Here is a 24,584-nt window from a genome sequence, read left to right on the forward strand (position 1 = left end):
GGGCTTTATATGAGAATTATGGGGCTGGATTATGGTGATAGGCGTATTGGGGTTGCTATCAGTGATAAACTGGGAATGACTGCCCAGGGGCAGGAAGTTATAATAAGAAAAACCCCTGAAGAAGACCTGGAAGTGATAAAGGGCCTGATAGATAAATATGAGGTTGAAGAAATAATTGTTGGTATGCCTAAAAACATGGATGGGAGTCTTGGACCCAGGGCTGAAAAAACCAGGGATTTTATTGATTTTTTACAAAAAAGCCTGGATACTCCCGTTAAAGTATGGGATGAAAGATTATCTACTGTTGAGGCTGAAAGGGTTTTAATTGAAGCAGATGTGAGCCGGAAAAAAAGGAAAGGTGTTATTGATAAAGTTGCTGCTTCAATAATATTGCAGGGTTATTTAAATTACCAAAATAAACTACATGGTTAGGGGGAATTATAATGGCTGAAGGTAGATTTTATGTTGATGAGGAGACAAAAACACTGGTCCTGGAAGGTGAAGATAGTGAGGACAGATTTTATATTGAGGAAGAAATTAATCTTGAAGGAAACAGATATTTAATTGTGGTTCCAGCTAAAGAGGATGAAGAGGAGCAGGGGGCATATGTTTTGAAATTAATCAGTGATAATAATGGAGATGAAGTATTGACTGTGGTAGAAGATGATGATGAATTTGAGAAGGTAAGAAGGGCCTATGAAGAAAAATAGTCTAACTAAACTCCTTGTATTTTAATATAGATATACCACAGGATTTTCCATGTTAAGCTGACGTTTTGTTTTTTTTTTAATTACATAACCCTTACAAATATTTTAAATAAAGGCTTCTCTCAATTATTAACAGTATATTTCCGCCACCAGGAGGTAATAATGTTAACAGAATGAGGGAGGCCTTTTGCTGTATTAATTTCAAGGGAAATTGCACGAACCCCCCCTGTCTGGTATAATAACTTATGTAATATTTGAAGTATTTTCTTCTCGAAAAAAAATCAATTTGTTAATCTATCGGATAATAAAAGGGGAGGGCACTGTGAAAAAAGCAGCAAGGGTTTTTCTGATTTCTATTATTGTTATAACCGGGTTATTAAAATTTACTTCATTAATTAGTCCGGTAAACAGATATGATAATACTATAATCGGGGTAGAGATTAAATCCGGGTCTTCAAGCAGGGAAATCAGTCAAAAACTTTATAATAAGGGTTTAATAAAGTCTGCCCGATTATTTAATATACTGGTAAGTGTCAGCGGATTTGATAATAGCTTAAAAGCGGGTTATTATGAATGGAGCCCAAGTGATAACCTTATTAGTATTATTAAAGACCTTAACAGAGGCCGGGTAGCTACTTTTAAAATCACTATACCTGAAGGATTTACAGTTGAAGAGGTAGCTGAAAAACTTGGAGAGGTTACATTTTACAGTAAAGAAAATTATCTCAGTCTCGCTGAAGGTAACAATTTTAATCGCCCCTACCTGCCCCGTAAGAGACAGGGTGTTAAATATGTTCTTGAGGGGTTTTTATATCCTGATACATATATAATTCCTAAAGAATATAACCCCGGGCAGGTTTTGAATGTTATGTTAAATAATTTTGAGGAAAAATGCTGGCAAGAATTAAGAGAAAAGTCCTTGAAAAAGGGAATTACTCCTTACGAGGCTATAATTATTGCCTCTTTAATAGAAAAAGAGGCCAGACTGGAAACAGAGAAACCAATTATTTCAGCCGTTATTTATAACCGATTACGAAAAGGTATGCTATTGCAGATAGATGCAACGGTTCAATATAGTCTACCTGAATGGAAGGACAGGGTTTTATATAAAGATTTACGGATAGATTCTCGCTATAATACCTATAAATACCCCGGGCTGCCACCTGGTCCTATCTGTAATCCCGGTAAATCATCTATTGAGGCTGCCTTAAATCCAGCTGATGTTGATTATTTATTTTATTTTGCCCTTGAGGATGGTAGTCATATTTTTACAACAACCTATGAAGAACATTTAAGACAGCAAAATAAATACAGACGGGGTCTAGAAAATGAATGATGACAGGAGTATATCTTTTGTCAAAACAACAGAATTACTAAAAAATATTGAAGAAGAGGCCCGGAGGAGATATATACCAGTTGTCAGGCCTGAAGTGGGGCAATTCTTGATGATATTGACCAGATTGGTTAATCCGGTCCGCATTCTTGAAATAGGTACAGCAATTGGTTATTCAACAATCTGGATGGCCAGGGGTAGTAGCCCCGGAACCGAGATTGTGACCATAGAAAAAAATGAAGAATCTGCTTTTGAAGCACTGGAAAACTTTAAAAAGGCCGGGATTGAGGACAGGATAAATATTAAAATTGGGGATGCCCTTGAGATTATTCCATTTTTACGCCGCCAGTTTGACCTGGTTTTTATAGACGGTGCTAAAGGGCAGTATATTAATTATTTTGATCTTGTTATTGATTTGTTACCAATAGGAGGAGTAATAGTAGCCGACAATGTCCTTTACCGGGGTAAAGTTAAGAAGGGTGGATATATTAAACATAAACACCGGACCATGGTCAGAAATTTACGGAATTATTTAGATAAAATAAATAATCATAAATTATTTGATTCAACAGTAATACCTGTAGGAGATGGAATATCTTTGAGTGTTAGGAGGAAAAACAGTGAAAAAAGTTGAACTACTGGCTCCGGCAGGAAATCTAGAAAAATTAAAACTGGCTATTTTATATGGTGCCGATGCTGTTTACTGTGGTGGTTTGCGTTTTGGACTTCGTTATGGGGCTGATAACTTTACTCCTGAAGAACTGGAAGAAGGAACCAGATTTGTCCATAACCACGGAGGCAAAATTTATATAACGGTAAATATATATCCCCATAACAATGATCTGGCAAAGCTGCCAGACTATTTACATAAACTGGAAGAAATCGGGGTTGATGGTTTAATCGTGTCAGATCCCGGTGTAATTGAATTTATAAACAGGGAAAAAATAGAGATACCTCTCCATCTCAGTACTCAGGCCAATACTGTTAACTGGGCCAGTGCCAGCTTCTGGCATAAACAGGGTATTGAAAGAATAATTCTGGCCCGGGAATTGAGCCGTGAGGAAATAAAGGAAATTAGAGACAGAACCAGTATTTCCCTGGAAATGTTCGTTCATGGTTCAATGTGTATTTCCTATTCTGGTCGGTGTTTATTGAGCAATTATATGGTCGGGCGTGATGCCAACCGGGGGAAATGTGCCCATCCCTGTCGCTGGAAGTATCATCTGGTTGAGGAACAGCGACCCGGGGAATACTATCCAGTATATGAGAATGAACAGGGAACTTTTATTATGAATTCAAAAGACCTCTGCCTTATTGAGTATTTACCAGACGTTATTTCAACCGGGGTAGATAGTTTAAAGATAGAGGGACGAATGAAGAGCCTTCATTATGTAGCTACTGTAACCAGGGTTTACCGTAAGGCCATAGACTCTTATTATCATGATCCTGAAAATTTTAAGGTTAAACCTGAGTGGCTTGATGAGCTAAAGAAAGTAAGCCACCGGGGTTATACAACAGGGTTTTTTATCTCTCCTCCGACTGGAGAAGACCATAATTATAATTCTTCAGTATATATAAGGGATCATGACTTTATGGGGATTATCAGGGATTATGACAAAAAGAAAAATGAGGCTGTAGTTGAAGTCAGGCATAAATTCTTTAAAGGTGACAGGGTTGAGGTGATGGGACCGGATACAACTAATTTTGAAACAACTGTAAATTATATAATCAATGAAAACGGGGAAGAAGTGGATGAAGCTCCCCATCCCAGGGAGCTAATACGGATACCGGTAACCCATAAGGTTAAACCCTATTACCTTGTAAGGAGGAAAAAGTCATGACATCTCCGGATAGAGATACCCAGCGAATTAAAGTAAAAGTACCACCAGAAGAGATTGTTTTGATCGATATGATATTTAAGGCTAGTGAAGGAATAGCCACCCTGACTGTTGACCATAAAAAAAAGGGGGTTATTAACCTTGATGTAACCGAAGGGACCAGGGCTGATGTTATGTTAATCCTGGAGAATTTAAAGAAAAAAATACCCCTTGAAATCCTAAAAGAATAATCACAAGAATAATCACTATATGTAAGTTCACCTCATATATATAAAGAGGAAGGTATATATGGAGGTGAACTTTTTTTGTTATCACTATTAATTAGTTTTTTCAGGGGGTTATTGATTCTCGTTTCTTATATAAGAAACGGTAAGGTTTTTCCTCAACCATTATCCCCGGAAGAAGAAGAAAAATATATCAAGAGAATGAGGCAGGGAGATGAAGAAGCCAGGAATATATTGATTGAACATAATTTAAGACTGGTTGCCCATATTGTAAAAAAGTATAATTCAGTTTATACAGATAATGAAGATTTAATTTCTATAGGAACTATTGGATTAATTAAGGGGATAAATACCTATGATGAAACAAAAAAAACCAAACTGGCAACCTATGCTGCCCGTTGTATAGAAAATGAAATTCTGATGCACCTCAGGTCTGTAAAAAAACTAAGTAATGAAACCCTCCTTCAGGAATCAATTGGTTCAGATAAAGATGGAAATGATATAACCTTAATGGATGTCCTTGATACCCGGGAAGATTCTGTTATCAACAAAGTTGAAAAAAGTATTGATGAAGAACAACTCTATAATAAACTGGGGGAGTTATCACCAAGGGAGAAAAAGGTACTGGAATTACGATATGGATTGCTTGATGGAAAAAGATTGACCCAGAAAGAGGTAGCCTCTATTCTGGGAATTTCAAGGTCTTATGTTTCCAGGATAGAAAAAAAGGCTATTCAGGAATTAAGTGATCTTTTCCACGGTAAGGCTGGTCACAGGTAGTTCTTTTCTGATATAATTAAAATAGGAATTTTGTCCTACCCTATTGCATTTTAAATTGATTATGGTATAATGATTCAAGTATAAAAAAGATAATAATTGGTTAAAATGAATAGTGGGGAGAAATATGGGAAGTAAAATACAGCCTGATTTCTATTATAAAAGTATATTCGATGTTGAACTGGAAAAACTTAAAATAGAAGGAATAGAAGGTATCATTTGTGATATTGATAATACAATAGTCCCCTGGTCAAAGAGGGAAATAGTAAAGGAAGTGGTTAACTGGTTTGATGAAATAGAGAGTTATGGGTTTAAAATTTGCCTGGTATCAAATGGAACCGGGAGCCGGGTTACTTATTTCAGTGAAAAACTCGGTGTTCCTGCCGTGGGTCGGGCTGTCAAACCGGCCAAACGTGCTTTTTACCGGGCTATGGACAAACTGGGGATGGATCCAGAGCAAATAGCAGTAATCGGTGATCAGTTGTTTACTGATGTCTTTGGGGGAAATAGAATGGGTTTTACTACAGTACTGGTAAATCCAATGAGTGATAGAGAGCTTTTTACTACAAGGCTATTACGTAAGCTGGAAAAGTTGTTTTTTGAAAGGGAGGATTAATAATAGAAAAGGGGTGGTTGTCATGAAAGAAAAAATGGCCACAGTAATATTAATCCTGCTGTTTGTTACGGTATTTATTTTAGATTTCCATAAAGTTGAGGCCAGTGGCTATTATATGGAGCTCGGTACCAGGATCCTTAAAAAAGGTGACGAAGGTCCCGATGTAGCCATTCTCCAGAGGAAATTAAAAGAGTTAAATCTTTACAGGGGAAAGATAGATGGTATCTTTGGACCTGGAACGGAGAAGGCAGTTAAATTGTTTCAGGAAAAAAATAAATTAAAAGTAGATGGAATTGTAGGGCCAGGGACATACAGTAAACTTCCCAAAGGTAATCTACTTAGCAGAATGGATATTTCCAGGGATGATATTTTGCTTCTTGCCAGGATAATTCATGGTGAAGCCAGGGGTGAGAGTTTTAAAGGTAAGGTTGCAGTAGGTGCCGTAATACTTAACAGGGTAGCTTCCCGAAAATTTCCGGATACTATAAGGGAAGTTATTCTTCAGAAGGGGCAGTTCAGTTGTTTGCTCGATGGACAGGCCAATCTCTATCCATCTGCAGAATCTATAGAAGCAGCCAAAGCAGCCCTGCTTGGGTATGATCCTACCTATGGCTCTATGTTTTTCTATAATCCAGATGTGGCTACAAATACAAGGTGGATTTCAACAAGACCTGTTATGACGAGAATAGGGGATCATGTATTTTTAAAATAACTGAATAAGAAATAAAATTAGCACCCTTTTTGGGGTGCTAATTTTATGTAACCATATGTTACTTTATGTTACTTTATGTTACTTTTCTGCCATTTCATTGAGGCAGTTCTTACAGATGACCTTTCCTTTAAATTCAACAGTGTCATCAGCATTTCCACAGAAAATACAGGCCGGTTCATATTTCTTTAAAATAATTTTTTCATCATCAACAAAGATTTCCATCGGGTCTTTTTTGTCAATATTCATGGTTCTCCTTAACTCAATTGGAATAACCATCCTCCCCAGATCATCAATCTTTCTAACAATACCTGTCGATTTCATTTAAAATTCCCTCCCTAATAACAAATTTCGACAAATTATCTATGATAATTATACTATTAATTCCAAATAGAGTCAATATATTTAACTAACTTTTTTAAGTAATTTTTAGTTTTTTTTAAAATAAAAGATAAACAGGTATATAAATATAACTAATCTGGTTAAGTATTTGTAATTTTATAGTAACACTGATAAAATATAATGGAATTAATAATCAGGAGGAATAAAAAATGGAGAAACTTATAGAAAAGGTAACCAATATCTTAGGTTCAAATAATTATAAAATAACTTCCCAGAGAAAGGACATTTTAAAGGTTTTGATTAAAAATAAAGAAAGGCATTTCAGTGCAGAAGAACTTTATGAAGAAGTAAAAAAAATAAACCCAGATGTGGGTCTGGCCACTATTTACCGAAACCTGGAGATTTTCAGTGAACTTGGTATAACCCATCAACTTGATTTTGATGGAAACTTTAAGAAATATGAATTAAGCCTGGAAAGGCATCATCATCATTTAATATGTAAAAACTGTGGTAAAATTATAGAATTTAATGATGATGTACTTGAGGATTTTGAAAAAGATCTTGAAAAGCATTATAACTTTAAAATAGTGGACCATCAGATTAAATTTTATGGGATCTGTCAGGACTGTAAAAATGAAGATGAATAATTGCGGGATTACAACAGTAAGTGGTAATTTTATAAGGTGTAATAACATAAAATCATTATATGAATACTAAAAACAGTATAACTACAAATGATAAAAAGGTATATTTAGTGGGGTCTCCCAATGTTGGTAAAAGTGTCATATTTAATTATTTAACAGATAGTTATGCCCTGGTATCAAATTACCCCGGGACAACTGTCGAGTTAAGTACAGGGAAGATCCTTATAGAGGGGCAGGTAGTCCGGTTGATAGACACCCCTGGTATATATTCCCTTTATTTTCCTATATCTGAAGAAGAGAAGGTAACCAGGAAAGTGCTTATGACCGGCAATCCAGATTTAGTTATTCATGTCATCGATGCTAAAAATATTGAAAAAATGCTTGTTATGACTTTTGAGCTCCTTGAGCTGGGTTATAACCTTATTCTTGTTTTAAACATTATTGATGAAGCTAAAAAACTGGGAATAAGTATTAATACTGAATTGCTATCAAATATTTTAGGGATTCCAGTAGTGGGTACAGTTTCAATAACCGGTCAGGGAATGAGGGAGCTCTTTTTTTTAATATCTAAAATGGTTATATAAATTATCTTTAAAGATTATTCATAATTGATGTTCTGGTTGCAAAACAGGACGGCGATCTCTATTATGAAATTTGTTGAACATAAATTACTTTAAATCAGGGAGTTTTTCCATGAAAGCCTTTTTAAAATTTGAGGACCCTCTTGAAAGGTCACTTCAAGAACTTTCTTCCCTTTTTAAAAAGAACTACCCTGTCAGTCATCGGGCCCTGGTACTTATGGTCTTATCAGGGGATAAAGAAATAGAAGACCTAATTTCCAGGTCTGAAAGTGATAATCTGGTTGATAGAATAAAAAAACATAAGAATAAGTTAAGGAAGGATTACGGGTATCCTCTGGAGGTAGTTATCTCTAAACAGAGGAAAGAAAAAGTCAAAAAAGTAGTTGGGGAAGTTTTAAAAAAAGATCAGCAATCAGGTAATGTCCTGAAAGAGACTATAGATTTTCTGACGATAAATCCCTACAGTGGTCCTGTTATTCTGGCAATAGTTCTTATAGGATTATACTACCTGGTCGGGGTAGTAGGAGCCCGGTACCTGGTTGATTTTATTGAAAAAAACTTTTTTATAGATTATTTTAATCCTTTGATTACAGAATTTATTGAAATGATTATTCCATACCGAATTTTGCAGGAACTTTTTGTTGGTGATTATGGTATATTTACTCTGGCTTTAAGATATGCCATTGCCCTCGTTCTACCGATTGTGGGTTGTTTCTTTCTGGCTTTTTCTATTCTGGAGGATTCAGGTTATTTCCCCCGGATAGCGGTTTTATCAAATAAAATTCTAAAGGTTATTGGACTGAACGGAAGGGCTGTTATCCCCATATTACTCGGTTTTGGGTGTGGCACCATGGCTACCATTGCAACCAGGGTCCTGGAGCGTAAAAGAGAACGGATACTCGTAACCTTCCTCTTAGCCCTGGCAATACCCTGTTCCAGTCAGATGGGGTTAATAAGTGGAATTTTAGCAGGTAATCCAGTAGGTCTTTTAATCTGGGTCATTGTTGTGGGTGCAGTCTTTACAGTAACAGGTTATTTACTGGGATTAATTTTACCAGGAAGATCAGGGGCCTTTTATATGGAATTAACTGAACTTCGTATTCCCCGACCCGTACACATTATTAAGAAGACAGTTAACCGTATGAGGTGGTATTTTCTGGAAGTTGTCCCTTTGTTTATATATGCCAGTTTTTTTATCTGGATAGGCAGGTTAACCGGTTTATTTGAAAGGTTTTTAAACTTGCTACATCCTGTAGTAAGGATGGTTGGTCTTCCCGGGGAATCAGCTGTCATATTTTTATATGGTTTTTTTAGGAGGGATTATGGGGCAGCCGGCCTTTATGACCTCTATAGAAGTGGAGTATTAAATAACCGTTCTTTAATAGTGGTTTCAGTAATTTTAACCTTATTTGTTCCCTGTGTTGCTCATTTTTCTATGATAATCAGGGAACGGGGTCTGATTACAGGTCTGGTAATAACAGGACTTGTATTTATAATTGCCTTTACAACAGGATATATCTTAAATAATATTTTCTTTTTATTAAATATAGTATAATTGACCAGTGTTTTTGCTTTTAATGTTGTTGAAGATTGGGTTAGTTTCAGGCTATTGAGGCCAATTAAATATCCTGTGATTAGATATTATTACGTGTATTACATTGACCCATCACTATCCAGACCATATGCAATGATAAAAAATGGTTGAGGATATTTTAAGGTAATTTATAAATAGGTGAATTTAATGATTATAAGTGTTAGAAAGAAGCCTGGTTTTATATCAAAAAATAAAGAATTCCCTTTGTCACGGGTGGAAGCAGGCACGAAAGGTATTATAAGTCAATTAAAGTTTAATGAACCACATATTGTGAAAAAATTGCTGGGGATCGGACTAATCCCGGGGGAAACAATTGAAGTTATAAGAGATTTTCCTGTTTTTATCATAAAAATAGGGGAGAGTAAGTTTGCCCTTGATGAAAAACTGGTATCAGGAATTTATATAATTTTGGGGAATTAATTAAAGGAATTTAATATTTCCCGGGGAAAATATTATTATAAGCTGTCATATTAAAACGGGTAACTATCTTCTTAAATTTGAGCACATAATTTATCGATATTGAATTATAGTCAGGAAAGCAAAAAAATCATAAGAGGTGTCATATCAATGGAAGAGATGCAGAGACGATGTCTTAAAGAATTGATGGTCTTTTCAAAAATGGAAAGGGATGAAGTAGCCCTGATCTGTGAAAGGGCTTATGAGAAGTGGTTTCGTAAAGGTGAAGTTATCTTTTTTGAAAATGATGATAACCGAAATCTCTATGTTCTCGTATCAGGCCGGGTAAAATTATCCATGCTTTCAGCTGAAGGGAAGGAAAAGGTATTAACAATTCTCCAGGAAGGGGATATTTTTGGAGAAGTATCCCTGTTCGATCAGGACCCACTCCCGGTAACAGCGGAAGTAATTAAAGATTCTCGCTTAATTGTGTTACCTGTTAAAGACCTGGAAAATATCATTATGAAAAACCCCAAGGTAGCCATTAAAATTATAGAAGCCCTGGCCAAAAAGACGCGTTTATTAACTGGCCAGATAAGGGATCTGGTTTTTTATGATGCTGAAGGGAGGCTTGCCAGTCTCTTATTGAGGTTTGCTAAAGATTTCGGGATAGATGTAAAAAGTGGGACTTTAATTGACCTGGTTTTGACCCATCAGGAAATCGCCAATTTGCTGGGTTCTTCCCGGGTGACAGTTACTAAATTACTGAATCAGTTTATTGATGAAGGGATTATTAAAACATATAAGCGTAAGATTGTAATTATGAAACCTGAACAGTTACATGATAAAATGCAAAATATGATTTAGGGGTGAGGCCTGTGTTACAGAAAGCTAAAACAAAAACCAGAGTTATTAAAGCAGATTTATTATTACTGTTGGTAGTAACTGTCTGGGGGACAACCTTTCCGGTTATGAAGATGATACTGGTCGATACAGACCCTTTTTACTTTATAGCCCTTAGATTTATGGTTGCCTTTCTGGCCCTTTATTTAGTTTTTCATAAAAAAGTGACCAGGGATGATTTTTCAGGGGAAACGGTTAGAAAAGGTGTAATCCTGGGATTATGCCTTCTGGCAGGTTATGCCTTTCAGATAGTTGGTTTGCAGTATACGACTGCTTCCCGGTCTGCTTTTATTACCGGGTTGTCGGTGGTTATGGTTCCTTTACTATCGATAATGATTATAAAGCAGATCCCCGGTCCTTATACCTGGACAGGGGTGGCTCTGGCCACCATTGGATTATATTTATTGACAGGGGCGGGTAAAATAGCAGTCAACCTGGGTGACTACCTTACCTTTTTCTGTGCTGTCTCCTTTGCCCTCCAGATTGTTTTATTAAGCAAGTATTTGCCCGGGAATAAACCGGTCGTTTTAACTTTAATCCAGATGGCTGTTGTCGGGGGAGGGTCTTTTCTGGTATCCTTATTCAGTAATGGTATAACAGGTGTAACCGGCCCGGCCCTGGGTGTTATAATTTATACTGGTCTTCTGGCAACAGCCATGGCCTATCTAATTCAGAGTTATGCCCAGCAGTTTACTCCACCTACCCATACCGGTGTTATATTTACTCTGGAACCAGTATTTGGAGCATTATTCTCATATTTAATACTGGGAGAAGTTATGGGATTTACCGGTTTGTTCGGTGGATTACTGATAGTGACCGGTATGTTGATTACAGAAGTGAAAGCTGAGGGGGTCTAGAATGTTTGATAATAGTACACAGGTGGTTGGATTGATGGGATACCCCCTGGGTCATTCAATGTCCCCGGCCATGCATAACCGGGCCTATAAAGACCTTGGGATTAATTATGTTTATCTTCCGCTGGAAATAAAGCCTGACTTTCTCAAAGAAGGGATAGAGGGATTAAGAGCATTTAATTTCCGGGGGGTTAATGTGACCATACCCTATAAGGAAAAAGTTATCCCCTATCTGGATGAAATTGATAGGCTGGCCGGGGAAATCGGGGCTGTCAATACAATAGTTAATAATGGTGGAAAATTAAAGGGTTATAATACTGACGCCCTGGGCTTTAAAAAAATGCTTGAAGATGACTGTAGTTTTGAAATTAAGGGAACAAAAGCGGTAATTATCGGAGCAGGAGGGGCCAGCCGGGCAGTCGGGGCAGTCCTGGCCAGGGAAGGGGCCAGTGAAATCTTTCTCTTAAACAGAACCCTGAAAAAAGCAGCAAAACTGGTCGGTATCTGGAATAAGACTTATCCCGGTATAAAAACTGTTGCTCTACCTTTAGATGAAGATAAATATCTACCTGTTGTTAAAAGATGTGATGTAATCATTGATACAACACCGGTGGGCATGGCTCCTGGTATTAAAGGAGGGCCTGTAATTGCTAAAGAAGCTATAACCAGGGATACTCTTGTAGTCGATCTGGTATATAATCCACCTGAAACTACATTAATAAAAGCCGGAAGGCAGGTCGGGGCCAGAACTATGAATGGTTTTCCTATGCTTATTTATCAGGCGGCTTATGCATTTAAACTGTGGACGGGGATAAAACCTGAACTATTTATAAAACCGGTCCGGGAGGCAATTTCACCAGATTTTTTTGCATAAAATAATTATTAAATAAAATATACATTAATACCTGGCTTTGCCAGGTATTTTTTTTATTTGACTGAAAATAATGGTGTAAAATTGAAGGACTTTTGTTTCAATTGGCGAATAAAAATAATAAACATGTAATATTTACAAAATTTTGAGGGATTGATGGGAAATGACCAGAACACATATAAAGAAATTAGGAGAATTATTACTTGATTTCAATTTTATTACTGAAAAACAGCTTAATGAGGCCCTTAAAAAACAGAATAAGTCAGGAAAAAAACTGGGAGAAATCCTGGTTGAATCAGGCTATCTCAATGAAAATGATTTAATACAGGTCCTGGAGTTTCAGCTGGGTATTCCCCATGCTGACCTGAACAAATATGTAATCAACCCTCATCTGGCCCAGTATATACCTGAAAATATAGCCCGGCGTCATAATGTTGTTCCCCTTGAAAAGAAAAATGGCAAGCTTAAGGTTGCCATGGTTGATCCAACCAATCTTGTCGCCATAGAGGATATTGAAATGACTTCAGGGTTAAAGGTAGAACCCCTGATTGCTTCCCGGAAGAATATAAAAATGGCTTTAAACCAGATTTATTCAGTTAATGATTCAGATGCGGCCGAAGTATTTGCCAGCTTAAATGAGGTTACTACCAAAACTAATGAAGAACCTGAATTAAATGAATTAAAAGAAATGATAGAGGATGCCCCTATCGTTAGACTGGCCAATTTAATTATTAATCAGGCTATCCAGATGAAGGCCAGTGATATTCACATTGAACCCCAGGAGGACCAGGTCAGGGTCAGGTACAGGGTTGATGGTGTTTTACGGGAAAATATGACGGTTCCCAAACACAGTCAGGCGGCCCTGATTTCAAGGTTGAAGATAATTGCTGACCTTGATATTACCGAGAGAAGGGTTCCCCAGGATGGTAGGATAGAGCTCAATGTCAGCGGGGTCAAAATAGATATGAGGGTTTCAACCCTTCCCACAGTTTATGGGGAAAAGGTTGTTATCAGACTTTTAAATAAAGAAGAGAAACTATTACAGATTGAACAACTGGGATTCAGCGAGACCAATTTAAGCAGGTTTATGAAACTTATTAAGCAACCCCACGGAATTATCCTGGTTACCGGACCCACCGGAAGTGGTAAATCAACTACCCTTTTTGCTGCTTTGAATAAACTCAATACACCTGAAAAGAACATAATTACTGTTGAGGATCCGGTTGAATACCAGCTTCGTGGTATTAATCAGGTTCAGGCCAATTCCAGGGTTGGGTTAACTTTCGCCAGTGCCTTACGGTCAATCTTGAGGCAGGACCCGGATATCGTAATGGTCGGTGAGATCAGGGATGAGGAGACGGCTCGCATAGCGGTCCGGGCTGCCCTGACCGGACATCTGGTTCTGAGTACCCTCCATACCAATGATGCCGTAAGCTCAGTTACGCGACTTATTGATATGGGCATTCCACCTTATCTGGTGGCCTCATCTGTAATCGGGGTTGTGGCTCAGAGACTGGTCCGGAGGTTATGTACCTGTAAGGAAGAGTATGTTCCTGGACCAGAAGAAATGGAATTTCTCCAGGTTAATGATATTGGAAAATTGCAACGTCCTGAAGGCTGTAAAAAATGCCATTCTACAGGCTACAGGGGTCGTCTTCCGGTCCATGAAATATTAATTATGGATAGGAAATTGAGAGAAATGATTGTAAATGGAGAGGGGGAATCTGTTATAAAGAAATATGCCCGGAAAGCAGGAATGCTAACTTTAAAAGAAGATGGGGTTAATAAGGTAATAGAAGGGTTAACTTCATATGAAGAACTGGCAAGGGTAGTTAGTTAGGAATGGTATTGATGGATATCAAAGAATTTTTAAAAAAATTTGTAGAAGACCAACATATTTCTGATCTTCATCTTACAGTTAATTCTAAACCTGTAGTCAGATATGACGGAAAACTCAAAGTATTTGAAGAATTTTCGGGTCGGATTGGGTTTGAGGATATGCAGAATATTACTAAAGAACTAATGACAGATGACCAGTGGCAACAATTTCAGGAAAAGGGTGAGCTTGATTTTTCCTATAGTGTTCCCGGTTTTTCCCGGTTCCGGGTTAATGCTTATTACCAGAGGGGGGCTATTGCCCTGGCTTTGAGGATAATCCCGACAAAAATACCAACCATCGAAGAGCTGGGTCTACCGCAAATTTTAAAAAACCTGGCCCTGATGAGAAAGGGACTGTTCCTGTGTACCGGCCCTACTGGAAGCGGGAAGACAACAACCCTGGCTTCTATGATTAATATTATCAATAAAAATAGACAGGCCCACATCCTGACCCTTGAAGACCCCATAGAATATTTACACCGCCATAATAAAAGTATTGTTCATCAAAGGGAAGTGGGGATTGATACTACAAGTTTTAAAGAAGGGTTGAGATCTGCCCTGAGGCAGGACCCTGACGTTATTCTGGTTGGGGAGATGAGGGATCATGAAACAATATCCATTGCCTTAGAAGCAGCCGAGACCGGTCATCTTGTTCTGGCAACATTACATACGAATGATGCTCCCCAGACCATTGATCGTATTATAGATGTTTTTCCTCCCCAACAGCAACGACAGGTCAGGGTGCAGTTATCACTTACTCTTAACGGGATTGTTTCCCAGCAATTGCTGCCCCGGAAGGATGGTAATGGCAGGATAGCAGCCCTGGAGGTATTAATTGGAACCCCGGCTGTCAGAAATGTCATCAGGGATGGAAAGAGTCATCAACTTTATTCCAGTATGCAGACCGGTGGGAAATACGGAATGATCACCATGGACAACTATATACTTGATTTATTAAGTAAAAGTCTTATTAATAAGGATACTGCCCTGAGAAGGGCCAATGACCCGGAATATATCAAAAAGAGGATTAATGCGGTCAGGGTTTAAACTGGTTTAACTATTTATCTTGTTCTTCCCATAATTGATTTTTCTAGTCGTCAAACTTATAAATTTTGTTAATTATGAAAAGCCAATAAACTAAAAGGGAGCAGGGGGTGAGATTTACCATGGCACCGGAGTTTGAATATGAAGCGGTAAGTAAAAGTGGAGAACGAATTAAAGGTACTATTACAGCTGATAACTCGACAGTGGTTGCCAGGCAGCTCCGGGAAGAGGGCTATTATATAACTTCAATTGAAGAACAGGTAGAGAGAAAAGAAATTAATATTCAACTCAGTAACAGGGTTAAAACAAAGGACCTGGTATTGTTTACCCAGCAGTTTTCAGTATTGCTCAATGCCGGTATTTCTCTGGTTGAAGCCCTGGATATTATGTATGACCAGGTTGAACACCCCCGTTTGAAGGAGGTTGTTCGCTCCATACAGGAGGATGTGGAAACAGGTTCTTCCCTGACCGATGCCCTTTTAAAACACCCTGATGTGTTTCCGGAATTATACTGTCAGATGGTTAAAGCCGGTGAAGCCGGTGGTGTGCTTGACCAGGTCCTGGAACAATTAAGTGCCCATTATGAGAGGCAGGATGAAATTAATAGCAAGGTTAAGTCAGCCATGTATTATCCGGTGATTTTACTGGTGGTAGCGGTTGGTGTCGTTATTTTTCTCATGACCCGGGTTGTTCCCCAGTTTATCAGTCTCTTTTCATCTATGGACGTTGAGCTGCCATTACCGACCAGGATATTAATTAAATTAAGTACCTTTTTATCCTCATACTGGTGGGCCCTGTTTGGGGGGCTGGGATTGACTGTAGCCCTTTTATTAAAATATAAAAGTACTCCCGAGGGAAGACGCCGGTTTGATAGTTTAATTCTCAAGATCCCTGTGTTCGGTAAGTTAATGCGGAAAATATATGTATCCCGTTTTACCAATACCCTGTCTATCCTGTTAACAAGTGGGATAGACATTATATCAGCCCTTGCTATTGTCGAAGAGGTGGTGGGAAATAAGGTTTTTTCAGATGTGATTTCCCGCTCCCGCACCCAGGTAAGTGAAGGGATATCCCTTTCCCGGCCTCTTGATGAGAGTGGGGAGTTTCCCCGGATGGTTATTCAGATGATCAATGTTGGCGAGGAAGCAGGTTCCCTGGATAATATGCTGCAGAAGGTTTCAGATTTTTATGATAAAGAAGTGGAAACCAGTATCAACAATACTGTTTCCCTTATTGAACCCCTTATGATAGTGGTTCTGGCGGTTATCGTTGGGTTTATTGTAATGTCCATTATATTACCCATGTTTGAAATGTATGAACAATTTTAGGGAAAAAGATTATATAGGTGTTTCAATTACAATAACTTAACTGCTATAATTAAAATTTTTATGAAATAACAAAATTTTAAATTTCGATAGAGGAGGTGAGTTCTGTAAGCCTGATTACTTTGTCTTAATTATGTTATTTATCAAATTAAAATTTTAAGGGGAGGTATTAATTAAAAATGAAGTTTTTTAAAACTCTGTACACAAGAGAATCAGGTATAACCCTGGTTGAAATTTTGATTGTAATTGCCATTATTGGAATTTTTGTGGGGATTGCCCTGCCGAGGCTAGGTGGTATGAGAGAAAGGGCCCAGGTTGCTACTGGAAAGAGTGTTCTGGGAACTATAAATACAGCACTGGGTTTATATTATTCGGAGTATGGTACCTATGAGTTAGGTTCGAACTATTCAGACATATCTGATCTTTTAAATGATTACATTGATAATTTAACTGCTACCCTTGGTGATTTTCAATTAGGAAATTACAATACACCTTCTGCTGATGAATTTACATTACAAATAGGTATTGACCAGAACGGTGATGGTAGTCTTACAGAAGCTGATGATTTAATTCTGGAATTAGACCAGAATGGTGATATTGAAGTGAAATAATAATTTTACAACAAGAACTTTATTAAGTGGCCCGGCTTTTGCCGGGTCACATCCAGATTAAGATAAAGTGGTGGTTATATGAAATTATTTGTGTTTATCATGGGATTATTATTTGGAAGCTTCTTTAATGTAATTATCCTGAGGGTGCCCCGGAAAGAATCAATAATCTGGCCCCGTTCTCATTGCCCTCACTGTCAGACTACTCTGAAATGGTATGAGCTGATACCGGTTTTGAGTTTTATATTTCTTAAGGGGAAATGCCGTTACTGCGGCTACAGGATTAGCTGGCAGTACCCGCTGGTTGAAGTCATGACTGGACTTATATACTTACTATTATACTATCATTTTGGTTTAACTATGGTCTTTCTTATTTATATAATTTTAATATCATTGTTGATTATCTCTTCAGTAATTGATATCAGGGAGAAGATTATCCCCAATGTTATTACTTTTCCGGGAATGGTGACCGGGCTTATAAGTTCAATTATTTTAAAACACATTGGTTTCTGGAACTCTCTTCTGGGGATTTTAATTCCGGGAATATTTCTCTTCATAATCGCCCTCATCTTTAAGGGAGGGCTGGGGATGGGTGATGTCAAGCTGGTAGCCATGATCGGGGCCTTTACGGGGGTTAGATGGGCTTTAATGGCTTTATTCACCGGGGCTTTTCTCGGGGCCATAACCGGAATAATATTAATTGTTTCCGGGGTTTTGGACCGAAAAAAACCTGTTCCCTTTGGACCGTTTATCAGTATTGGCGGGCTTGTATCCATTCTCTGGGGATATGAGATCTGGATTTATATAATTAATCTTTATTAGTCGATTTTTAAAATTAATTCTTCTGATTTAAAAACCGGGGGTATAACAAATTTATTTTAATAAGTAAATTTTAATTACTTGCCTGAATTACTCTTGGATTACTTTATAAACCCTGGAATTTGGGTAAATTTGAGGTAGCAGGGCAACCTGAGCAGGGGTGATATGGTGTAGGGGATATTTAAAATTTTAATTAAAGGAAAAAAGGGTTCAACACTGGTCCTGGTTTTAATGGTTCTTATTCTGGTCTTAATTTTCACCATGGCCATGATGCACATGGCCGGCACAGAAATTGACTTTGCAGCCCGGGATATGAATAATATGGTGGCCTTTTACCTGGCCAGATCAGGGGCGGCTGCTTTAGCGGACTGGATAGAAAATAATGATTCCAATACTGTCAGGGACCTCTTCTGGGTTGAGGGAGGCCGGGGAACTGACTGGTTTAACCTGGAAACAGGATTTCCCGGTGAAATTAAGGTTCATGCTGAAGTAATATTAAATGAAGATGAGCACCGGGTGGAGGTTACTTCAGAAGGTCGAATTTACGGGAGAACAGATACAGTTAAAGTTATTCTGGTACCTGAAGGCCTGTCGCGGGAAAGGGTATTTGATATACCTTTTTTTGCTAAAGAATCGATTACAATGGAAAGTAACTCCCTGGTTGTGGGGGATCTGGGTACCAATGCCAGTAAGTTAAGTGATTTTGATATTGATTATTCTGCTGAAGTGGTTGACGGTGATCTTCAGGTGGGACCGGAAGCCACTGATGGTGTTATAAACTCCCTGGAAAGCAAAAAAGTTGTGAAAGATGGTGTAGTAAAAAGATTACCTGAAGAACGAAACTATCCACTACCCTTATTCCCCCGTTTTCCAGATGACCTGCCAGATAGAGAGTTTAATTCTTCACTTACTACTATCGATAAAGATGGCTGGTATGATGAAATTAAACTCACCGGTAACAGGGAACTGGTTATTGATGTTGGGGATGACGCCCGTAAGATTAGAATAACCAGCCTGATTATTAATTCAGGTGAAATTACTATAATCGGGGACGGTACCCTGGAATTATATATAGATGAGGAATTTCAGGTTCTGGGTAATGGTTCTTTTATTAATAAGGGTGGAGATCCCAATAAGGTAGTTGTTTATTATAGGGGAAATGAAGACCTTAATCTCCATGGCCAAAGACAGATTGTTGGATCTTTGTACACTTATTATGCTGATATTGCCCTCGGTGGAAGTGGCAGTATTCTGGGTCATATTGTCAGTGGTGGTGATTATATAACTTTTAACGGTAATTATTATAATGAATATACTAAAGATTTTGTCAGGATCATTTATGCTCCCCTGGCAACCCTTGATTTACGAAGTAGGCATGATGGTCTATCAGGGGCAGTGGTTTGTAATAGGTTGATTCTGGGTGATGATTTTTCACTTAATGAGTTTTTTATCCAGGAGGCATTGCTTCCCTTTGATTTTGTAGGAGGAACTCCCTATATAATAGATCACTGGGAACAGTAGAGAAGGGTGAAGATAGAAATGAAATTATTAAAAAAAGAGAGAGGGTTATCCTTAATAGAAGTGATGGTTTCCCTGGTTATATTTGCGGTAATTGTTCTTGCTTTTGGTTCCTTTATTACCTCAAATTATAAAGGTATCCAGGAGGCCGGAGAAATGACCAGGTCAGCCCATGAAAATAAAAAGACAGTAGAGAGAATGATTGCTTCAGGACAGGTCTCCCGGGGACATTCTTTAGAGCTTGACTTCGGGGAAGACAATATTGTGATAGATGGTGGTATAGCTGAATCGGGGAAACTAAGAACATTTATTCCCACGGTCCCGGCCATTGTCAGTGTTACTTCAGACCCTGAGTTTCATGTAATGGGTGAAGGACCGGTAATTATCGAGGTTGTGGTTACTACCAGAATGGTACCTGATGACACCGCGGTTGAAGTTGAGTTGCGAACCCCTGACGATATACTGGTTGATACTGCAGTGGGGCAAATTCAGGATAACCAGGATACTCTTTATCTTAATGCTGGGGAACATCTCTCAGATGGCATTTATAATATTGTAACCAGGGTAGATGGTATCTGGTCTCCTTTTGTTATTAATTATGTCATCAGGCCCATTGTTTATGTAGTGGTAGGGGAGGATAGCACCGTTCTCTGCTCAAATGATGGGGAAAACTGGACAGACCACAGTGAAGAGTTGCCGGTAGATGGTGTTGATTTAAATGCTATTATCTGGGGTGGACGTCCTGATGACCGGAAATTTATTATAGTCGGGGATGATGGTTATATATTTACCTCGGAGGACGGGGTTAACTGGCAGGAGGAAATAACTCCTACTGGTTCGGACCTCTATGATATTTGCTGGGCTAAAGAAAGGTATCTCGCCGTGGGTGAAGGGGGTATAATTCTTACTTCCGACAGTGGTACTGACTGGAATAAGATATCTTTTGATGATAATGTTAACCTCTATGGGGTTACATATGGTGGTACTTCAGAAGATAGCTTTTCAGTAGCAGTTCCGGAGGCAACTCCGAATTATACTGTTGTTAAAATTGAAGGGGAAGACCCTACCAAAAAAAATCTGACACCATCAGATAATCTTTACAGTGCTACCTGGGGAAGTCTACCCTCCAGTGGAGAAGGAGTGTTTATGGCTGCCGGTGTCCAGGATATTATCAGTTTTGATCATAATATTAAACTATTGACCGATAATGGTTATTATAATGAGGATTATATTTTCAATGATATTGTTCCGGCTTTAATAGCAGAGACCAGTACTTTTCTGGCAGCCGGTTCTGATGGGAAAGATGGTGTAATTATGATATTAAGGAAAGTGGATAGTGGTGGACTTATCTGGGATTACCTGCATAATGTTGACGAGCTTCCTGAAATCCCCTCAAATCTGGCAGGTTTTGATGCAATAGTCTGGTTTAATGATAGATTAGTAGCCACCGGTGTTAATAAAAGCGGGAGAGAAGTAATTATTAATCTCCATTATAACGGGGATAGCTGGGAATGGCAGGATGTTTATACCGGTAGTGGGTATGTGAGACTAAATGATGTGGTGGCCCGGTAGACCAATCGGAGGTGGTTACTGTGTTTTCAAGGTTTTTTACCAGCAATAAAGGATTAACCCTTATTGAGATATTAGTGGCCCTGGCTCTGGTAGGGATTGCATCTACAGCTATCTATGGCTTTTTAAATTTTACTGTTAATAACTATCAGGATGGAGAAGAAAAAATAAGGGTTCAGGATTATACCAGACTGGTAGCGGATGAGATTACTGAAGAACTGAGGGGAGTTACTTCAGCAAGACTAATAGAAGATGTAGACAGTAGTGAAATTGATTCAGAGAATTATAACTATATGTATGTAAAACCGGATATTGATCTGGTGATAAAGAGGGTAAAAAACGAACTGGGTCTTATAGTTGAAGAAAAAATCCCCGGAGTATCGGGGGTAAAATATGTGGATCAGGCTGGCAATGTAATAAAAGATTTTACTCCTGATTATGAACTAACCTTTTTCATAGATGATGATAACCCCGGAGTGCTTCATTTTAATTTAGTGGAAGTTAATAGTGGTTTTGAAGTGGAATCAGCTGTATATCTGATTAATATAGAAGGTGATATCAGTGGGGTCACTGAAGGAAAAATGCTTGAATACACATCACTTTATGATACGGGTGACCCCTTTGCCCATCTGGATTTCAATAAATTCTGGTATGAATGGTTGCAGGAAAATTATCAGGATGAGGGTATGATTGGTGAGGGTGATTATGGTGTCAATTTTCCCCTGGATGGTGGGGAACTTACCCTGACTATTACGGGTTCGGGTAATGCTGCAGCTGGAGGGGCTATGCTTTTAAAGGAATTAAATTCTGACCATTTTCCCGAAGGGGCAGATATAACAAGCTTTGCGGTTGTTGTCGATGCCAGAAACCTTGATGTTGGTGAAGGCGGTTACGGGGTTCTACTAAGGGGGGAGGTAATTCAGGCCAGGGATAAAGATGGAGAAATACTTGAAAATCAGTATAATGATTATGGTTATATGTTCCAGTTTGACCCCGGGGCCAGGGGGTTTGTGATCAGGAGGATAAAAGGAGGCTTTCATGATGTTGAAAATAATATTGGGGCCTCTCTGATAACAGGTAATGGTTATAACACCCGTTTCGGTGCACCTTATGCTCCGGAACACCTGGTTAATGATGTCTTTCACTGGAGTGGTTATCAGGACTGGTTTAAAAGGTATAAAACTGTAATAAAAGTTCAGACCCAGCCCGGTGGTGATTTAATATTGAGGGCACATCTTATTGACGAGGATGGTCACAGATCAGATGAAATGATCTTTGGTGATTTTAATAAACTGACGCTTATCGGTAAATATGGGGAAGAGAATATATTTGATGGCAGAAAGCTCGATTATGATTACTGGAGTAATGAAGATGTAACCCTCCCTGGTAATATTATCGGGCTCAGGAGCTGGGATATGCATAATAATGAACATACAACCGAGTTTTATGAAATTTCAATTGCCCCGGCTGAACCCGGTGTGATAGATATAGATTATGATAATAAAGTAATTACATTAACTTTTGATGAAGAGGTAATAGCCGATGATTTATCATTATTAACTGGTAATTTTATAATTACAAGGGTTACTAATAATATGGAATTTACTGTTTTCAGTATTGAACAGGGAAACACCACCAGGTCTATCGAATTAAATCTCAGTAGTGCCCTGGGCAAGGGAACCTATCTTATCAGTTATAGCAGACCAGCTTCAGGGGGACTTGCCGATTCGGAAGGAAATTTAGTTGAAGATTTTGATAGATATCTGGAAATTAACTAATCTGGAAAATTTTCAAGTTTCCATTAAAATCAATAATTACAAGACTCAAATTACCTAAATCGTTTAATTTTCAAATGAGGTGAGAGGATATGTTTTTTGGCAATAAAACAATAACAGCTGTAGATATTGGCAGTTATGCCATTAAGGCCGTCAAAATGAGAGCTGGTAAAAATGGACTCAATATTATAACAGCCGGTAGTCGCATTTTACCTGAAAAAGCTGTAAATCAGGGGGAAATACAGGATTATGCTGTGGTATCCAGGATTCTCAAGGATGTTCTGGAAGAGATTAACGGGAGTAAATATATTATAACAGCTGTTCCCGGAAAGAATTTAATAATAAGAAATATGGAAATGCCTTTAATAAGTGAAGAGGAATTAACAGAAGCCATTAAGTGGGAAGCCGATGATTACTTACCCTTTCCTGTTGAGCAGGCCATGTTTGATTATATACTGCTATCAAAGGATGAGGAAAATATGTCGGTGTTGCTGGTAGCAGCCGAGAGGAAAACTATCAATGGGCTGGTAAAGATTTTTGATAACATAGGTCTAAAACCGGCTGTAATTAATGCCCAGCCTATGGCTTTAATTTCTCTGCTTAAAATTCAGGGCCTTGTTGATGATACGGTGGCCCTTGTTGACGCCGGGGCTTCGGGAACACGGGTAATTATTGGTGATGGTAAAAATATTTACCTATCACGTAATATAGATATTGGTGGTAACCATTTTACCGAAACCCTTATGGAGTCAAGAAACCTTGAATTCAGTGAAGCTGAAGAATATAAAAGAAAAGAAGGACTGGCAGCAGATGATCAAAACGATAACAGTGCTGGTTTTACTGATTTAACTACCACTGGACTCGTTAAAACCCTGTCTGCCCTGGCTGACAGCCTGGCCGGGGAAATTTCCCGCTCCCTTGAATACTATTTTATGAAGTATAAGGATAATGATCTTGATAAGATTTTTTTCACCGGGGGCTGTTCCCGGCTTAAAGGACTTGACAGGGTGATAAGTGAGGAAACAGGTGTCACGGTAGTTTCTATAGATCCCTTTGAATATTTTGATTTTGAAACCTGGGGTGAGGGGGCACCCGGTTTTTCGGTTGCTGTAGGACTCGGAGCTAGTGAGGTGCTTGGTAATGAGAATTAACTTTCTTCCGGAACAGAAAAAGGGAATTGAAATAAATTTAAAAAGTATTCTATTATTTCTATTATTTATGATTATTGTTGCCGGTCTGGGTGGGAGGTATTTTTATTTACAGTACAGGATTAATGCCCTGGAAAATGAAATTAATGGAATTAACAGCCAGTTAAAAATACTAAGACCAGCCCAGCGGGAGTATCAGAGTCTGGTTAAAAAAATCAGGTCCCTTGAAGATACTATAAAAGCCATAGAAGAGGCGGATTATTTCTGGTATAGTTTACTGGAAGAGCTAGGTAATATTACACCTGATTATGTAATGCTGCAAAATGTTAATTTATCTGAAGATAACAAAATTAATATTATCGGTATTGCTCGGGATGAAAAAGAATTAATGGTTTTTGTCAATAATTTAAAAAAATCTGAGTTATTTGAGATGGTTCAGCTGTTAACAGTTAGAAAATCCCAGGATCTTTCCTTTCAAATTAAAGCAGGAGTAGCAGAAAGGAGGAAGTAA

General features: G+C 38.3%; 27 protein-coding genes. 26 read left to right on the forward strand and 1 reads right to left on the reverse strand.

Going from position 1 to position 24,584, the window contains the following annotated elements:
• The first annotated feature begins 9 nt into the window (after nt 1-9).
• The 9 genes from ruvX (at nt 10) to HORE_RS03130 (ending at nt 6,207) form a co-directional block, all read left to right on the forward strand.
• Nucleotides 10-432: a Holliday junction resolvase RuvX gene (gene ruvX / locus HORE_RS03090; RefSeq protein ID WP_012635525.1), complete on the forward strand. Its 423-nt coding sequence runs from the start codon at nt 10-12 to the stop codon at nt 430-432.
• Nucleotides 433-443: 11 nt separating this feature from the next.
• A complete protein-coding gene (locus HORE_RS03095; RefSeq protein ID WP_012635526.1) occupies nt 444-710 on the forward strand; it encodes a DUF1292 domain-containing protein in 267 nt (88 codons plus the stop codon).
• Between the two features lie 319 nt (nt 711-1,029).
• On the forward strand, nt 1,030-2,043 hold the full coding sequence (gene mltG, locus HORE_RS03100) for an endolytic transglycosylase MltG (RefSeq protein WP_012635527.1): 1,014 nt from the start codon (nt 1,030-1,032) through the stop codon (nt 2,041-2,043).
• Nucleotides 2,036-2,674 carry an O-methyltransferase gene (locus tag HORE_RS03105; protein ID WP_012635528.1) on the forward strand — a complete coding sequence of 213 codons (639 nt, stop codon included), beginning with the start codon at nt 2,036-2,038 and terminating at the stop codon, nt 2,672-2,674. Before mltG ends, HORE_RS03105 begins: the two co-directional genes overlap by 8 nt.
• On the forward strand, nt 2,661-3,881 hold the full coding sequence (locus tag HORE_RS03110; RefSeq protein WP_012635529.1) for a peptidase U32 family protein: 1,221 nt from the start codon (nt 2,661-2,663) through the stop codon (nt 3,879-3,881). Before HORE_RS03105 ends, HORE_RS03110 begins: the two co-directional genes overlap by 14 nt.
• On the forward strand, nt 3,878-4,108 hold the full coding sequence (locus tag HORE_RS03115; RefSeq protein ID WP_012635530.1) for a DUF4911 domain-containing protein: 231 nt from the start codon (nt 3,878-3,880) through the stop codon (nt 4,106-4,108). The genes HORE_RS03110 and HORE_RS03115 overlap by 4 nt, the downstream gene beginning before the upstream one ends.
• Nucleotides 4,109-4,183: 75 nt before the next feature.
• Nucleotides 4,184-4,882: an RNA polymerase sporulation sigma factor SigK gene (gene sigK, locus HORE_RS03120; RefSeq protein ID WP_012635531.1), complete on the forward strand. Its 699-nt coding sequence runs from the start codon at nt 4,184-4,186 to the stop codon at nt 4,880-4,882.
• A gap of 124 nt (nt 4,883-5,006) precedes the next feature.
• Entirely contained in the window at nt 5,007-5,495 is a 489-nt protein-coding gene (locus tag HORE_RS03125; protein ID WP_012635532.1) for a YqeG family HAD IIIA-type phosphatase, read from the forward strand.
• A gap of 22 nt (nt 5,496-5,517) precedes the next feature.
• Nucleotides 5,518-6,207, forward strand: coding sequence for a cell wall hydrolase (locus HORE_RS03130; protein WP_012635533.1), 690 nt, complete (start codon nt 5,518-5,520; stop codon nt 6,205-6,207).
• 78 nt (nt 6,208-6,285) lie between these two features.
• On the opposite strand, the gene HORE_RS03135 is transcribed toward HORE_RS03130, so the two are convergent.
• Nucleotides 6,286-6,528, reverse strand: a complete 243-nt coding sequence (locus HORE_RS03135) for an AbrB/MazE/SpoVT family DNA-binding domain-containing protein (RefSeq protein ID WP_012635534.1) — start codon at nt 6,526-6,528, stop codon at nt 6,286-6,288.
• A gap of 227 nt (nt 6,529-6,755) precedes the next feature.
• Between HORE_RS03135 and HORE_RS03140 the strand changes: the two genes are divergently transcribed.
• The 17 genes from HORE_RS03140 to HORE_RS03220 all read left to right on the forward strand — a co-directional run bounded on the left by HORE_RS03140 (nt 6,756) and on the right by HORE_RS03220 (nt 24,584).
• Nucleotides 6,756-7,193 carry a Fur family transcriptional regulator gene (locus HORE_RS03140; RefSeq protein WP_012635535.1) on the forward strand — a complete coding sequence of 146 codons (438 nt, stop codon included), beginning with the start codon at nt 6,756-6,758 and terminating at the stop codon, nt 7,191-7,193.
• A gap of 59 nt (nt 7,194-7,252) precedes the next feature.
• Nucleotides 7,253-7,774, forward strand: a complete 522-nt coding sequence (locus HORE_RS03145; RefSeq protein WP_012635536.1) for a FeoB small GTPase domain-containing protein — start codon at nt 7,253-7,255, stop codon at nt 7,772-7,774.
• A 109-nt stretch (nt 7,775-7,883) separates the two neighbouring features.
• Nucleotides 7,884-9,326, forward strand: a complete 1,443-nt coding sequence (locus HORE_RS03150) for a nucleoside recognition domain-containing protein (protein WP_012635537.1) — start codon at nt 7,884-7,886, stop codon at nt 9,324-9,326.
• 186 nt (nt 9,327-9,512) lie between these two features.
• Nucleotides 9,513-9,785, forward strand: a complete 273-nt coding sequence (locus tag HORE_RS03155; protein WP_012635538.1) for a FeoA family protein — start codon at nt 9,513-9,515, stop codon at nt 9,783-9,785.
• A 147-nt stretch (nt 9,786-9,932) separates the two neighbouring features.
• Nucleotides 9,933-10,628, forward strand: coding sequence for a Crp/Fnr family transcriptional regulator (locus HORE_RS03160; RefSeq protein WP_012635539.1), 696 nt, complete (start codon nt 9,933-9,935; stop codon nt 10,626-10,628).
• An 11-nt stretch (nt 10,629-10,639) separates the two neighbouring features.
• A complete protein-coding gene (locus HORE_RS03165) occupies nt 10,640-11,521 on the forward strand; it encodes a DMT family transporter (RefSeq protein ID WP_012635540.1) in 882 nt (293 codons plus the stop codon).
• A 1-nt stretch (nt 11,522) separates the two neighbouring features.
• Nucleotides 11,523-12,392 (forward strand): shikimate dehydrogenase, encoded by an 870-nt coding sequence (locus HORE_RS03170; RefSeq protein WP_012635541.1) that lies wholly within the window; start codon nt 11,523-11,525, stop codon nt 12,390-12,392.
• A 160-nt stretch (nt 12,393-12,552) separates the two neighbouring features.
• Nucleotides 12,553-14,229, forward strand: coding sequence for a type II secretion system ATPase GspE (gspE, locus tag HORE_RS03175; protein WP_012635542.1), 1,677 nt, complete (start codon nt 12,553-12,555; stop codon nt 14,227-14,229).
• A gap of 11 nt (nt 14,230-14,240) precedes the next feature.
• Nucleotides 14,241-15,314 carry a type IV pilus twitching motility protein PilT gene (locus HORE_RS03180; RefSeq protein WP_041605819.1) on the forward strand — a complete coding sequence of 358 codons (1,074 nt, stop codon included), beginning with the start codon at nt 14,241-14,243 and terminating at the stop codon, nt 15,312-15,314.
• A 119-nt stretch (nt 15,315-15,433) separates the two neighbouring features.
• Nucleotides 15,434-16,639: a type II secretion system inner membrane protein GspF gene (gspF, locus tag HORE_RS03185; RefSeq protein ID WP_012635544.1), complete on the forward strand. Its 1,206-nt coding sequence runs from the start codon at nt 15,434-15,436 to the stop codon at nt 16,637-16,639.
• A gap of 176 nt (nt 16,640-16,815) precedes the next feature.
• Nucleotides 16,816-17,247: a type II secretion system protein gene (locus HORE_RS12340; protein WP_012635545.1), complete on the forward strand. Its 432-nt coding sequence runs from the start codon at nt 16,816-16,818 to the stop codon at nt 17,245-17,247.
• Between the two features lie 78 nt (nt 17,248-17,325).
• Nucleotides 17,326-18,066: a prepilin peptidase gene (locus HORE_RS03195; protein ID WP_012635546.1), complete on the forward strand. Its 741-nt coding sequence runs from the start codon at nt 17,326-17,328 to the stop codon at nt 18,064-18,066.
• Between the two features lie 228 nt (nt 18,067-18,294).
• The gene (locus tag HORE_RS03200) at nt 18,295-19,584 is read left to right on the forward strand and encodes a DUF7305 domain-containing protein (RefSeq protein WP_012635547.1); all 1,290 of its coding nucleotides are present in this window, start codon (nt 18,295-18,297) and stop codon (nt 19,582-19,584) included.
• A gap of 18 nt (nt 19,585-19,602) precedes the next feature.
• A complete protein-coding gene (locus HORE_RS12345; RefSeq protein WP_012635548.1) occupies nt 19,603-21,153 on the forward strand; it encodes a prepilin-type N-terminal cleavage/methylation domain-containing protein in 1,551 nt (516 codons plus the stop codon).
• Between the two features lie 20 nt (nt 21,154-21,173).
• On the forward strand, nt 21,174-22,928 hold the full coding sequence (locus tag HORE_RS03210) for a prepilin-type N-terminal cleavage/methylation domain-containing protein (protein WP_012635549.1): 1,755 nt from the start codon (nt 21,174-21,176) through the stop codon (nt 22,926-22,928).
• Nucleotides 22,929-23,017: 89 nt separating this feature from the next.
• Nucleotides 23,018-24,076, forward strand: coding sequence for a type IV pilus assembly protein PilM (gene pilM, locus HORE_RS03215; RefSeq protein ID WP_012635550.1), 1,059 nt, complete (start codon nt 23,018-23,020; stop codon nt 24,074-24,076).
• The gene (locus HORE_RS03220; protein WP_012635551.1) at nt 24,066-24,584 is read left to right on the forward strand and encodes a PilN domain-containing protein; all 519 of its coding nucleotides are present in this window, start codon (nt 24,066-24,068) and stop codon (nt 24,582-24,584) included. Before pilM ends, HORE_RS03220 begins: the two co-directional genes overlap by 11 nt.

The organism is Halothermothrix orenii H 168, from assembly GCF_000020485.1.
In the GTDB taxonomy this organism is placed as follows: Bacteria; Bacillota; Halanaerobiia; order Halanaerobiales; family Halothermotrichaceae; genus Halothermothrix; species Halothermothrix orenii.

What these genes read in the sequence shown, in the direction of transcription:
- HORE_RS03160 (WP_012635539.1), top strand. Translation starts at nt 9,933, where the DNA reads ATGGAAGAGATGCAGAGACGATGTCTTAAAGAATTGATGGTCTTTTCA.
- HORE_RS03125 (WP_012635532.1), top strand. Translation starts at nt 5,007, where the DNA reads ATGGGAAGTAAAATACAGCCTGATTTCTATTATAAAAGTATATTCGAT.
- HORE_RS03140 (WP_012635535.1), top strand. Translation starts at nt 6,756, where the DNA reads ATGGAGAAACTTATAGAAAAGGTAACCAATATCTTAGGTTCAAATAAT.
- HORE_RS03145 (WP_012635536.1), top strand. Translation starts at nt 7,253, where the DNA reads ATGAATACTAAAAACAGTATAACTACAAATGATAAAAAGGTATATTTA.
- ruvX (WP_012635525.1), top strand. Translation starts at nt 10, where the DNA reads ATGAGAATTATGGGGCTGGATTATGGTGATAGGCGTATTGGGGTTGCT.
- HORE_RS03105 (WP_012635528.1), top strand. Translation starts at nt 2,036, where the DNA reads ATGAATGATGACAGGAGTATATCTTTTGTCAAAACAACAGAATTACTA.
- HORE_RS03180 (WP_041605819.1), top strand. Translation starts at nt 14,241, where the DNA reads ATGGATATCAAAGAATTTTTAAAAAAATTTGTAGAAGACCAACATATT.
- gspE (WP_012635542.1), top strand. Translation starts at nt 12,553, where the DNA reads ATGACCAGAACACATATAAAGAAATTAGGAGAATTATTACTTGATTTC.
- HORE_RS03150 (WP_012635537.1), top strand. Translation starts at nt 7,884, where the DNA reads ATGAAAGCCTTTTTAAAATTTGAGGACCCTCTTGAAAGGTCACTTCAA.
- HORE_RS12340 (WP_012635545.1), top strand. Translation starts at nt 16,816, where the DNA reads ATGAAGTTTTTTAAAACTCTGTACACAAGAGAATCAGGTATAACCCTG.
- HORE_RS03220 (WP_012635551.1), top strand. Translation starts at nt 24,066, where the DNA reads ATGAGAATTAACTTTCTTCCGGAACAGAAAAAGGGAATTGAAATAAAT.
- HORE_RS03195 (WP_012635546.1), top strand. Translation starts at nt 17,326, where the DNA reads ATGAAATTATTTGTGTTTATCATGGGATTATTATTTGGAAGCTTCTTT.
- HORE_RS03135 (WP_012635534.1), bottom strand. Translation starts at nt 6,528, where the DNA reads ATGAAATCGACAGGTATTGTTAGAAAGATTGATGATCTGGGGAGGATG.
- HORE_RS03155 (WP_012635538.1), top strand. Translation starts at nt 9,513, where the DNA reads ATGATTATAAGTGTTAGAAAGAAGCCTGGTTTTATATCAAAAAATAAA.
- HORE_RS12345 (WP_012635548.1), top strand. Translation starts at nt 19,603, where the DNA reads ATGAAATTATTAAAAAAAGAGAGAGGGTTATCCTTAATAGAAGTGATG.
- HORE_RS03115 (WP_012635530.1), top strand. Translation starts at nt 3,878, where the DNA reads ATGACATCTCCGGATAGAGATACCCAGCGAATTAAAGTAAAAGTACCA.
- gspF (WP_012635544.1), top strand. Translation starts at nt 15,434, where the DNA reads ATGGCACCGGAGTTTGAATATGAAGCGGTAAGTAAAAGTGGAGAACGA.
- HORE_RS03170 (WP_012635541.1), top strand. Translation starts at nt 11,523, where the DNA reads ATGTTTGATAATAGTACACAGGTGGTTGGATTGATGGGATACCCCCTG.
- HORE_RS03200 (WP_012635547.1), top strand. Translation starts at nt 18,295, where the DNA reads ATGGTTCTTATTCTGGTCTTAATTTTCACCATGGCCATGATGCACATG.
- HORE_RS03095 (WP_012635526.1), top strand. Translation starts at nt 444, where the DNA reads ATGGCTGAAGGTAGATTTTATGTTGATGAGGAGACAAAAACACTGGTC.
- pilM (WP_012635550.1), top strand. Translation starts at nt 23,018, where the DNA reads ATGTTTTTTGGCAATAAAACAATAACAGCTGTAGATATTGGCAGTTAT.
- HORE_RS03130 (WP_012635533.1), top strand. Translation starts at nt 5,518, where the DNA reads ATGAAAGAAAAAATGGCCACAGTAATATTAATCCTGCTGTTTGTTACG.